The 12,214-nt window shown below is 61.6% G+C and carries 7 protein-coding genes; 6 read left to right on the top strand and 1 reads right to left on the bottom strand.

Going from position 1 to position 12,214, the window contains the following annotated elements:
* The first annotated feature begins 76 nt into the window (after nucleotides 1-76).
* The 4 genes from HKD21_RS04575 to HKD21_RS04560 all read left to right on the top strand — a co-directional run bounded on the left by HKD21_RS04575 (nucleotide 77) and on the right by HKD21_RS04560 (nucleotide 7,561).
* Nucleotides 77-322, top strand: coding sequence for a hypothetical protein (locus HKD21_RS04575; RefSeq protein WP_194254406.1), 246 nt, complete (start codon nucleotides 77-79; stop codon nucleotides 320-322).
* Between the two features lie 76 nt (nucleotides 323-398).
* A complete protein-coding gene (gene murJ / locus HKD21_RS04570) occupies nucleotides 399-1,955 on the top strand; it encodes a murein biosynthesis integral membrane protein MurJ (protein WP_194254405.1) in 1,557 nt (518 codons plus the stop codon).
* A 105-nt stretch (nucleotides 1,956-2,060) separates the two neighbouring features.
* A complete protein-coding gene (mutS, locus tag HKD21_RS04565; protein ID WP_194254404.1) occupies nucleotides 2,061-4,703 on the top strand; it encodes a DNA mismatch repair protein MutS in 2,643 nt (880 codons plus the stop codon).
* Nucleotides 4,700-7,561, top strand: coding sequence for a [protein-PII] uridylyltransferase (locus HKD21_RS04560; RefSeq protein ID WP_194254403.1), 2,862 nt, complete (start codon nucleotides 4,700-4,702; stop codon nucleotides 7,559-7,561). Before mutS ends, HKD21_RS04560 begins: the two co-directional genes overlap by 4 nt.
* Here the strand turns inward: HKD21_RS04560 and HKD21_RS04555 are convergent.
* A complete protein-coding gene (locus HKD21_RS04555; protein WP_194254402.1) occupies nucleotides 7,542-9,224 on the bottom strand; it encodes a tetratricopeptide repeat protein in 1,683 nt (560 codons plus the stop codon). The two genes, HKD21_RS04560 and HKD21_RS04555, sit on opposite strands and share 20 nt — an antisense overlap.
* Before the next feature lie 526 nt (nucleotides 9,225-9,750).
* On the opposite strand from HKD21_RS04555, the gene HKD21_RS04550 reads away from it, so the two are divergent.
* Nucleotides 9,751-10,734: a hypothetical protein gene (locus HKD21_RS04550; protein WP_194254401.1), complete on the top strand. Its 984-nt coding sequence runs from the start codon at nucleotides 9,751-9,753 to the stop codon at nucleotides 10,732-10,734.
* 23 nt (nucleotides 10,735-10,757) lie between these two features.
* Nucleotides 10,758-12,158, top strand: coding sequence for a threonine synthase (thrC, locus tag HKD21_RS04545; RefSeq protein ID WP_194254400.1), 1,401 nt, complete (start codon nucleotides 10,758-10,760; stop codon nucleotides 12,156-12,158).
* Nucleotides 12,159-12,214 lie beyond the last annotated feature (56 nt).

Raw genomic sequence — 12,214 nt, 5'->3', positions numbered from 1 at the left:
CTGCCGTCTTTTTTCCTTGAATATCCGTATCGAAATCCGTCACAGTTCAAGTCAGAAATGTGACAGGAGATTCGTTATGAAGGATTCAGTACTCCGTCCAATCCTGCCCCTTCTGGTGGTTGCAGCCCTCGGCGCCCTGACCCCGGCCGTGGCGCATCACGTCACGTCATTTCTCGGCCTGTCCGGCATTTTCTGGGCCAGCGCCATGCTGATGCTGGAAGTCACGCTGCTCTGCATCGGTCTTGCCGCCGTCCGCCCCAGCATGGGCCAGTCGCAGCGCACCACGACGACCCCGTACAACCGCGAAACGATCCTGCGCTGAGGCCAATCCGCCACGGCGTGTTTTTCCTGTCACGGAGCATATGTCGCGGCGCTGAATGATAGGCTAGGATCAGGAAATGCTTCGCAATTTCCTGACAGTCGGCAGCTGGACCATGCTTTCGCGTGTGCTCGGCCTCGTTCGTGACCAGCTTCTCGCCGCGTTCCTTGGTGCCGGCCCCGTTCAGGACGCCTACCTGATCGCACTAAGGCTGCCCAACATGTTCCGGCGTCTTTTCGGCGAGGGCGCGTTCAACGCCGCGTTCGTGCCGATGTTCACCGAGCGTTACGAAACAAAAGGCCCACAGCCCGCGCTGCGCTTCGCTGGTCAGGCGCTCTCCGGCCTGATGCTGTGGCTTGCGCTGCTGACCGTTCTTGCCGAAATCTTCATGCCGCTGGTCGTGAGTTTCATCGGTTCGGGCCTCACCGGCACCCGTTTTGAAATCGCGGTGCATCTGTCGCGAATCACTTTCCCCTACATGCTGCTGATCTGCGGCGCTGCCCTTGTTTCGGGCATTCTCAATGGTCTGGGGAAATTCACCGCCGCCGCCGCTGCGTATGTCACCTTTAACATCATCGGCATTGCGGCAATTCTTCTTGGCGCTCTGGTCTGGCACAATACCGCCGTCGTGAGCGCCTGGGGCGTGACGCTCTCCGGCATCGTGCAGTTTGGCGCCCTCTACTGGGCCGCCCACCGCGCAGGCATGGGACCACATCTGACATGGCCCAGCCTGTCAGCAGACATGCGGGCGCTCCTGCGCCGCATGGGGCCGGGCCTTGTCGGCTCCGGCGTCACGCAGATCAACCTGACCGTGGACATGATCATCGCAACCCATCTGCCTGTGGGAACGCCTTCGATCCTGTATTTCGCGGACCGCATCAACCAGCTTCCCCTCGGCGTTCTGGGCTCGGCGGCCGGGACGGCCCTCCTGCCGCTCCTGACCCGCCATATCGCCAATAACGACCGCGCTGCCGTCCATTCCAGCGTCAACCGCGCCATCGACTACACACTGCTCCTGACGCTGCCCGCCATGATCGGCATGATCGTCCTCGCCTTCCCCATCATGGCCGCTCTTTTCAGCTACGGCCATTTTACCGTCGCGGACGCTCTCCTTTCCGGTCAGTGCCTTCAGGCCTACGCGCTCGGTCTGCCCGCCTTCGTTCTCATCAAGGTTCTCTCTCCAGCCTTTTTCGCGGAAGGCGACACCGTCACACCTGTTCGTATCGGGTTCTTCACCCTGGGCCTGAACCTCGTCCTCAACCTGCTGCTGTATCGCCCGCTGGGCCATATCGGGCCGCCACTAGCCAGCACGGTTGCCGCTTTCGTCAACTGCACCCTCCTCGCCATCATTCTGCACCGGCGTGGCCTATTCATCGCAGACCCGCTCCTCAAAGGGCGCGCGCTCCGCATTACGGGGGCCGCCGTCATGATGGCGCTCTGGGTCGCGGCTTCAGAAAAACTCGCAGCACCCGACCTGCCTTCCTGGCACGGCGTGTGGCGATTCAGCATGCTCATGGCCCTGATCGTCTTTGGTATGCTGGTCTATGTCATGACGCTCGATGCCTTGAAGGTGGTGCGCCTGCGCGACGTCGCCGTGGCTTTCCAGTCACGCCTGAACCGCAGACGCACCCGCTGACCCTGCCCTGCCGGTTCACACACCGGCAGGAAGGCGGTATGGCCAAAGCACTGTTTTCCCCTTCCCCGACCTGACAACCCGGAGACCGGACCCATCGGCACCTTCATGCCCCTGCCTACCGCCGAAAACGCCAGCCCTGCGATGGCCCAGTGGTTCGATCTCAAACACTGCGAACCCGATGCCCTGCTGTTTTTCCGCATGGGCGATTTTTACGAGCTGTTCTTCGCCGATGCACAAGCCGCGGCCATGGCGCTCGACATCGCACTGACAGCCCGCGGCACGCATCAGGGCGAGCCGATCCCCATGTGTGGCGTTCCGGTCGCGGCAGCTCCGGCCTATCTCTCGCGGCTGATCCGTCGCGGCTTTCGCGTCGCCGTCGCTGAACAGACGCAGTCCCCGCCGAAAAAAGGCGAGAAGCCCCAGAAAGGTCCTCTCTCACGCGCCATTGTCCGCGTCGTCACCCCCGGGACCCTGACCGAAGACGAACTGCTCGAAGCCGGGCGCGCCAACCTCCTGCTCGCCCTCGCCCGTAGTCCTGAAAAACGTGCAAAAACGATCGGCGGGGCCTGGATCGATATTTCCACTGGCGCTTTCGAAACTGCCTCCGTTACTGATGCCGCTTTGCCGGAACTTCTGGCGCGGCTGGACCCCGCCGAAATCCTGGCTGAACCCGACCTAATTCCGCCCGACTATGCGAACCGACTGGCCCCCGTCGCTGTTCCGCCCACGCTCGACAGCGCCCGCACCCTCGTCGCCCGCGCCTATGGCGTGGCGCAGATCGACGCCCTCGGAGACTTCCCGCCCGAACAAGCCGTCGCCTGCGCCATTGCCCTGAACTACGTCCAGCGCAGTCAGGCCGGAGCGCTCCCACGCCTCTCCCGCCCCATTCCGCAGGGCACGGACGGCGTTCTCGGTATCGACCCCGCCACCCGCGCCAGCCTCGACATTCTCCGCACCCGTGACGGCGAGACGAAACACAGCCTTCTCGGTGCCGTCACCCGCACCGCTACAGCCGCAGGCTCGCGCCTTCTGGCCCAATGGCTTGCTTCTCCGCTGACGGATGCTACCTCCATCACGGATCGCCAGAACGGCTGGCTTTGGCTTCAGTCCATTCCCGGCCTTTCCAGTGCGCTGGGCGACATTCTGCGCCGCACACCTGACCCTGCCCGCGCGCTCGGTCGCATCTCCGCTGGGCGGGGGCAGCCACGCGATCTCGCCGCCATCCGTGACACGTTGGTCGCTGCCAACGACATAACAGCCCTGTTCCAGCCCGTTTGCGACGCTTCCACACCCACGCTGATCCGCACGCTCACCGCTGGTCTGTATGGCCGCGCCGATACCTTGCTGGAGCAGCTTCAGGCTGCTGTCGCCGAAACACTTCCCGCCCGCATCGAAGACGGCGGCTTCATCGCACCCGGCTACAATGCGGAACTGGACCGTTATCGTGGCCTGCGTGACGAAAGCCGACGCATCATTGCCGCCATGCAGGGCGAATTGTCTGAAAAATTCGGCGTCACGACGCTGAAAATCAAACATCACGCCCAGCTCGGCTACGTCATCGAAGTCCCGTCCGCGGCTGGCACGAAACTGCGCGACAACCCAGAGCTCTCGTTCCGCCAAGGGACTGCCAGCCTCGCCCGCTTTTCTACCGAAGAACTCGCCGGTCTGGATCGTGCGATTCTCGAAGCCGCCGACAGAGCCTCTGCGCTGGAACGCCGCATCTTCGCCGAACTGTGTGCTCGCATTCTGCAAACTCCGGCCCTTGATGAAATAGCGGAATTCCTGGCCCTCGCCGACGTGTTGCGCTCCTGTGGTCTGCTCGCGGAAGGGGGATCATGGTGTCGCCCCGTGGTCACGGATGGCACGGAGTTCAGTCTCGTTGCCTGCCGACACCCAGTTGTCGAAGCTGCACTGGCCGAGTCGGGAAGTGCGGATGCCCGCTTCATCCCTAATGACTGCGCCCTGCCGTCCGAACACCGCGCCATGCTGCTGACGGGCCCGAACATGGCAGGTAAGTCCACCTTCCTGCGACAGACAGCGCTGGCCGTGATCCTTGCGCAGGCTGGTCTTCCCGTTCCTGCAAAATCTGCACAGATCGGCGTTGTGGACCGACTGTTCTCCCGCGTCGGCGGTGCGGACGATCTCGCTCGGGGCCGCTCCACCTTTATGGTCGAAATGACCGAGACGGCTGCGATTCTCAATCAGGCCGGTCCAAAATCCCTCGTCGTCGTGGACGAAATCGGCCGGGGCACCGCAACCCTTGATGGTCTGTCCATCGCATGGGCCACACTCGAAGCCCTGCACACACAGCTTGGCTCGCGGACAATCTTTGCCACACATTTCCATGAACTCGGGGCACTGACCGACTTCCTGCCCCGCCTCGCGCCCTACACGATGGCCGTGAAGGAGTGGCGCGGTGAGGTGATTTTCCAGCACGAGGTCCGCCCCGGTGCCGCCCGCAAAAGCTGGGGTCTGCATGTCGCAAAACTGGCGGGAATCCCCACTTCTGTCATCAACCGTGCCAGCCGCCTGCTGACCCAGTTCGAGCGCGAACAGGCCGATTCCCGTTCCTCTCTGCCGCTGTTTGAAGCCGTTGCGGAGCCAGAGTCGGCACCGCCCGCCGCAGTTCCCGCACCCACCCCGCTTGAGGACGCAATCCGCGCTCTGAACCCCGATGATCTCTCTCCACGGGACGCGCTGGATGCGTTATACTCTTTGAAACGCCTCGCCTCAGGAAACGGCACTTGAAAGAAAACTCTTTCTGGGGCGAAACTCTCCCTCATTCCTTCGCTGACGATACGGATAAGCCCCTGTCTGACCGAACCGCACCCCTCCCGTATAGCCCGGCCTCCTCCCTGCAGAGCGCTCTCGATACGGCTGCGGAACAGGGCCAGACAAGCCGCGAGGCCGTGCTGTCCATCCTGCGGCGACATCTCGGTAACGGGAACGCTTCCGTCCGCTACCAGTTTGAAAAACGCCGGATCTCGGGAATCGATGCCGCCCGTGCGCTCGCCCATCAGGCCGATGACATGGTCTGCGCACTGGCCGACCTCGCAGCCAGAAAGCATGAGGCTCCCGAAGGCTCCCCACACGAGACCCTGTGTCTCTGTGCCACCGGCGGCTATGGCGCCGGCCTGCTTGCCCCCTTCAGCGACATCGACATCCTGTTCCTGATCCCTGGCGATCCTTCAGCAGCCATGACGGCGCGGATCGAGTTCATTCTTTATGCCCTATGGGATCTCGGCCTGCGCGTTGGCCACGCCACGCGCTCCATCGCCGAATGCGTCCGCGACGCCGACACCGACCTGACGATCCGCACGGCCCTGCTGGACCTGCGCTTCCTGCATGGCGACCGCGTACTGGCCCGCAATCTGCGCTGCGCTCTGGGCGCCGACCTTCAGAACGACCGTCTGTGCGACTTCGTCATGGGCAAGATCGGCGAGCGCGAGCAGCGTCACCGCCGCTTCGGCGACAACCCCTATATGGTCGAACCCAACATCAAAGAAGGCCGCGGAGGCCTGCGGGACCTGCAAACCCTGAACTGGATGGGCCGCGCAGCTCTCGGCTGTGCCGTCTCGACCCCCGAACATAATGGCCGCCCTGCCGAAGCCCCCCAGACGCCGTCTTTCGCGTCTTTCGGCCTGCTGACAGAGCGTGAAGCCCATCGCGCCCGGCGCTCATGGGACTTCCTGTGGACGGTCCGTCTGCATCTGCACTACATCACCGGCCGCGCGGAAGAACGCCTGACCTTCGATGTCCAGCCCGTCATCGGCGGACGCATGGGATATGCAACCCATGGCCGACAACGCGGCGTCGAACGCTTCATGCGGCATTATTTCCTGACCGCCCGCGACGTCATGCGTCTGACCAGCGTACTGCAACCCGTTGTTCTGATGCATCTTCAGGACCAGACGACCGGCGAGCCGCCCAAAACCGTTCCCGGTCCTGAAGAATTCCAGACGATCGCAGGGCGCATCTGTCCCATCGAGCCCGTCCCCTTCGCATCCCAACCCCGCGAAATGTTCCGCCTGCTCGATTGCGGCCGCCGCCATGACTTGCCGCTGCATCCCATCGCGATGCAGCAGATCATCCGCAACGAACGTCATGCCGTGACCCTGCGTGACGATCCCCAGACTGCAAAAATCTTTCTGGACCTACTCTGCGAACCCAGTGCGGACGACACCAAGGCCGTGCCGTTCTGGCTCCCGATCCTGAATGAAACCGGCCTTCTCGGCCGTCTCCTGCCGGACTGGTCCCGCGTTGTCGGGCAGATGCAGTTCGACAGCTATCATATCTATACAGTCGATGAGCACATCGTCGAAGCTGTGCGGATGATGGGCCAGATTGAAGCCGGTCGCATGGCGGACGAGATCCCGCTGGCCTATACACTGGCCAGCGACATCCGCTCCCGCCGTGCACTCTACGTCGCGGTTCTGCTGCACGATATTGGCAAGGGACGCGGCGGCGATCATTCTGAGATCGGTGCCGACCTTGCCCTCACCATCTGTCCGCAGCTTGGGCTGGACCCCGAAGAAACCGACACCGTTTCCTGGTTGGTCCTGCACCATCTTCTGCTCTCCCAGACCGCATTCACCCGAGACATCGACGACCCCCGCACGATCCTCGATCTCGCCGACACCATCCAGTCCCCCGAACGTCTGCGCCTGCTGCTTCTGCTGACCATTGCCGACATGCGCGCTGTCAGCCCGAAGGTTTGGAACGCCTGGAAAGCCACCCTCCTGCGCGAGCTTTTCTCCCGCGTCGCCGAGGTGCTGGAAGGCGGACTGGCCGCCACCGAGCGCGACAGCCGCGTCAACCATGCCCGGGACCTCGCCCGGGATGGCCTTACCGGCACACTGCCCGAAAGCAGCATCGAGCGCTTTCTGGAACTCGGTTATCCGAGCTACTGGCTCGGTTTCGATACCGATACCCAGATGCGCCATGCCCGTATGGTCCACGATTCGGACCGATATCGCTCTCCCGTAACGGTTGAAGCCTTCCCCATCCCCGAACGCGGGGTTACCGAACTCACGGTCCTCTGCGCCGACCATCCGGGCCTGTTCTCACAGATTGCAGGCGCCCTTGCCGTCGCCGGAGCCTCCATCGTGGATGCCCGTATTCACACTCTCAGCGACGGCATGGCACTCGACACATTCTGGGTGCAGGATGGCGAAGGCTGTTCTTTCGAGGAGCCTCATCAACTCGGGCGCCTCAACCATCTCGTGGAACAGGCATTGTCGGGTCGCCTCGACATCCGCAAGGGCATCGAAGACGCCAGCCATCACAGCACCTCGCGCCGGATGCGCGCGATTCACGTCCCTCCCCGGGTCGTCATCGACAACACGGCTTCGGACCGTCACACCGTCATCGAAGTCAACGGTCGCGACCGTCCCGGACTTCTGCACGACGTTACTTCAACTCTCAGTAGCCAGTCTCTCCAGATCTCTTCAGCCCATATCACGACCTACGGTATGCGGGCCGTGGACGTCTTCTATGTGCGGGACCTGCTGGGCCTGAAAATCACCGATCCGACCCGTCTCGCTCGCCTGCGCGAAACCCTGTTGGCATCCCTTACGAGCCCTCCAGTCACCGCCCCTGCAAACTGAACGCCTCTACCACTTCCTGCAGTACAACCGACCATCCTTCAGTAATGCCTGCTCCCGCAGGCGGTCGGAACTGACGGACATCGCGGTACCAGTTCACGTCTTTCCAGCGCCAGTCCCCGCCTTCACGGTTCAGCAGCCAAAGCGGACGCCCCAGTGCTCCTGCCATATGCGCCACCAGCGTATCCACACTGATCACCAGCGCACATCGCCCCACTTCCTGCGCCAGATCTTCTGTAGTCTCGAGCGGCACGCGCTCCATCCATTCCGGCGCATCCCCGGGCTGAAGCGCTACAAACCGCATCCCCGAAATCTGTCGCAAAGCCTCCAGACATACGACCGGAACGGAGCGTCTACGGTCAAACCGGTAAGACGGATTCCCCGACCAGCAGAGTCCGATACGCCCCGCTTCAGGCTTCTCCCCAACCACAAGATAGGGCTCAACCGCAGGCGGCATCTCAAGCCCCAGAACAGCGGGCAGACTTAAAAGGCTGATCTCCGCTGCCACAGGCCCTTCCGCTGGCAGAATCCGCTCCTGATCCAATTCATGCATCAGTCCCGCCAGCACCGCCGTTCGAAACCGCAAGCGCAACGGTCGCAGCCGAGCCGCCTGCGTCAGAAACCGCATAAACTGAACCTCATCGCCCAGTCCCTGCTCCCCCACGACGGCAACAGGCGCTTCTCCAGACGAGCCATCCCATTGCGGATTGTCCGAAACCGGCCCCAGAAGCGAGCGGCGGCTTTCAAAGTCCCGCCAGCCTTCCGCAAACCGTCCCTGTCCCAATAAAACGGTCGATCGGTTGAAGCGCGCCCGTTCGGCTTCTTCGCCCGATTCACGCACCGCAATCATTTGGAACAGAGATTCCGCGTCCTCAACCCTCCCGATTTCCATCAGGATCGTGCCGAGATTATTGGCAATCCGCGCATCCGAAGGCCGCAATTCCAAGGCCCGCCACAATGTATCGGACGCAGCCGCAAGCTCGCCCCGGGCCATTTCAACAAGGCCCAGACTGTTGAGCGTCTCCGCAGTTTCAGCTCCAAGTTCGCAGGCCCTCAACAGGACGTCCCGCGCCTCATCAAACGCATTCCCGGCAAAAAGCGCCGCTCCCAGATTGGCCAGTGCTGCGCCGTCATCCGGCCTGTCGCGCACGACACGCCCGAACTCCTCGACCGCTTGCATCACCAAACCATCATCCAGGAAAAGTTCCCCGAGTCGGGTTCTCACATTACTTTCATCTGCCAGAAGGTCCGTCGCTTTTTGCAGAGCCTCCCGCGCATCCCCCCGACGCCCCAAAGCCACCAACGCCTCTGCCTGACCGATATGGGCGTTTGGATCAAAAGGCTGCAACAATACAGCCACCTGAAATGCAGCCCTTGCGGCCTCGGGATGGCCCTGATCGAGCAGAGCAAGCCCTAGAGTTGTATGCATCCGTGCTCTGCGATCGGGGGAAACAGCCGCTTTCTGCAACGCCCGCCCCAATAGTGCGATTGCCGTGGCACTCTGCCCGCGCGCGCGGGCCAGACACGCCATGCCATGCAAGGCATCCGGCTGCCCCGGTTGAGCAGCGAGAATGGCTCGAAAACCTGATTCCGCGTCCGAAAAGTTTCCTTTATTGAAACAAAGAAAAGCATCTTCGGCCGGATCGGGAGAAAACAGATTCGTCATCAACTCTTCGTGCTCTGAAATATACACAAAATCCAGAAAGATGGTGTTAACGAAGTTTTCACACTTCTTTGGCCAATACTACAAATCCGAGACAGAGGCAGGGGTTTTTTAGGCAATGCATCTTGAGCAACGAACCGGCCCTGTGCCGGGCTTGGTGTACGCGACTGTCCGGCAAGGAATGACCACACGTACGTTTCCCATTGAAGTTCGCCGCACGGCTTCCGGACATTATATTTCCCGCATGCCCGACAATCGTTGGTCAATCGAGTGTCTGACTATCGAAGCCGCTCTGCTTATGCACGCTGCAGTTCTCTTCCCGATTGAGCAGGAGCTGTCCCCCTGGCTCTCCAATCCGAAGCCTGCTCCGTCTGCAATCCGCCACGCTGCCGGACCAATCAGGAGTCCTATCGCCGACGGGCAAGGCTCGTATCAGAGACCCCTGAAAAACCCTAAGCCAAAAACCGAAGTCAGCTCCTGATCTTACTTCATCCTTGCCAAACAGCGCTGGCAAGGCAATGTCAGTCTTATGAAAACCCGTCTCCTGCACGTCGCCGCCGCAACAGGTCTGGCAGCACTGGCTTTTGTCACTTCTCCTGCCAGAGCGGATCATCCTTGGCAGGACGCTCCCGCTCAAGCCTCCATCACAGCCGACGCGGCCCTCTCCGGGCTTCAGTCCACCGCGCTGCTTGCAGGTCAGAATGGAACCTGTTTCGCCATTGATGCCAGCGGGCATCCCGTCCGGATTGATGCCACCAACATATCGTTTCCCCTGACAGGACCTGACGTCCCTACCGAACGTCTGATTGCCATCACGATTTCTGGCGACGATTTGTGGGGCCTTTCGGCAGGCGACCAACCCACCCTCATCCGTATGTCTCTGGATGGATCGGTCCGGTCTCGCCTCCCGCTGACAGGCGCCGCCATTGCGGGCAGCAATCTTGTCGCGCTTCAGGTTCATGGCACACAGGCCTATCTGGCCGACGAAGGCAAACCTGCCCTCATCGCCGCCGACCTCAAGACAGGCAAGGCAAAACGCTTCCTGTCCTATGACCTCTCTCTCACTGGACGCCATCCGCTTCTGCGTGCGGGTCAACCCCGAATGGGAGCAGACGGTCATCCCATGGCCGGTGGCAATGTGCGCTTCCTGCTTCTGGACGGAAAAGGCCAATGGCTGTTCTATCAGCCACCCACCGGCCCCATGTCCCGCATTGACACAGCCCTGTTGACTGACACGGATTTTACCCCCGTCGAGCAGCTTGACGGCATCACCGAATGGCGGACGACCCCCAGCATCGGTGGGGAAACCCTGACGCCGGACAATACGTTTTATCTGTCTGACATCACAGGCGGCAGTATCCTGAAATTCGGTACTGACCGGATCCCCCTGCGGATTCTCAAAGACCCGCGCCTGTATGACGCAGGTGCACCTGCCGTCTCTGACAACCACCAGATGGCCGTTCTGGTCACGGAAGATGGTATAACGCACATTCTTCGCATCGCCTTGCCCTGACAGGACGTGATATAAAATCCCCCATGCGCTACCGATCGACCCGCGGCGAGCTGACCGCTGACGCCCCGAATTTCTCTGACATCCTTCTCGCCGGCCTTGCGGGAGATGGTGGTCTTTATATGCCGGAGAGCTGGCCGAAGATCAGCCCACAGACCCTGCGTGAGTGGCGCGCGCTCTCCTATCCGGACCTTGCCGCAGAAGTCATCGCCCTCTTCACGGAAGGCGCAATCGACGTCGATACCCTGCGTGAGATGACTCGGGACGCCTATGCCGGTTTCGACCATGCCGCTGTCGTTCCAATGGTCGAAGTTGAGCAGGATCTCTACTCCCTCGAACTGTTCCACGGCCCAACGCTCGCCTTCAAAGACATGGCGATGCAGATGCTCGGCCGCCTGTTCGATCATGTCCTGACCCAGCGCAATCGCCATGTCACGATTGTTGGCGCGACATCTGGCGACACTGGTTCAGCCGCCATTGAAGCCTGCCGTGGCCGCGAACGCCTCTCCGTCGTCATCCTCCACCCCAAGGGCCGCACTTCTGACGTCCAGCGCCGCCAGATGACGACCGTTCAAGACGACAACATTCTCAACATTGCCGTCGAAGGCGATTTCGATACCTGTCAGGATCTGGTCAAGGCGATGTTCGCCGACCATACTTTCCGCGACGAGGTCTCGCTCTCAGCCGTCAATTCCATCAACTGGGCTCGTATTGCCGCCCAGATCCCTTATTACGTCCGCGCAGCCCTCGCCCTCGGTGCGCCAGACCGCGAAGTCTCGTTCTCGGTTCCGACCGGCAATTTCGGCAATGTCCTTGCTGCATGGGCTGCAAAGCAGATGGGCCTTCCCATCAAAAAGCTCTGCATCGGCTCGAACCGCAACGACATCCTGACACGCTTCGTTATCGACAACGACATGAGCGTCCGTACGGTCGAGCCAAGCCTGTCGCCGTCAATGGACATTCAGGTCTCATCCAATTTCGAGCGCCTGCTGTTCGAACTGCTGGATCGCAATTCCACGCGTTGCGCCGCCATCATGCGCGAGTTCCGCGAGACCGGTCGCATGGCCGTCCCGCACGACGCCTGGACACGCATGAAGGACGTCTTCGAGGGCATGACCCTCACCGATGAACAGACCAGCGAGGCCATGCGCCTGTTCTATAACGAGAGCCTCTATCTTGCGGACCCGCACACCGCGATCGGCCTCGCCGTGGGCAAGCGCTTTCAGGAACCCGGCATCCCCATGGTCGCAGCAGCCACGGCTCATCCTGCCAAGTTCCCGGATGCCGTCATCGCCGCCACCGGCATCCATCCCAAGCTGCCGCCGCATCTGTCGGACCTGTTCGAGCGCACCGAGCGTTACGACTGCATGGACAGCCAGATCGCTGGTCTTCAGAACGCCGTCCGCGCTCATATCAAACGCGCCTGATCTTCAGAAAAACACAGGCTTCCCAGCCGGGGGGCCTGCCTTCCTTCGACATTACG

Origin of the sequence: Gluconobacter cerevisiae, from assembly GCF_015244675.1 — a bacterium.
In the GTDB taxonomy this organism is placed as follows: domain Bacteria; phylum Pseudomonadota; class Alphaproteobacteria; order Acetobacterales; family Acetobacteraceae; genus Gluconobacter; species Gluconobacter cerevisiae.
Note: the sequence above shows the minus strand (reverse complement) of the source record. Positions and strands in the feature narration are given on the sequence as shown.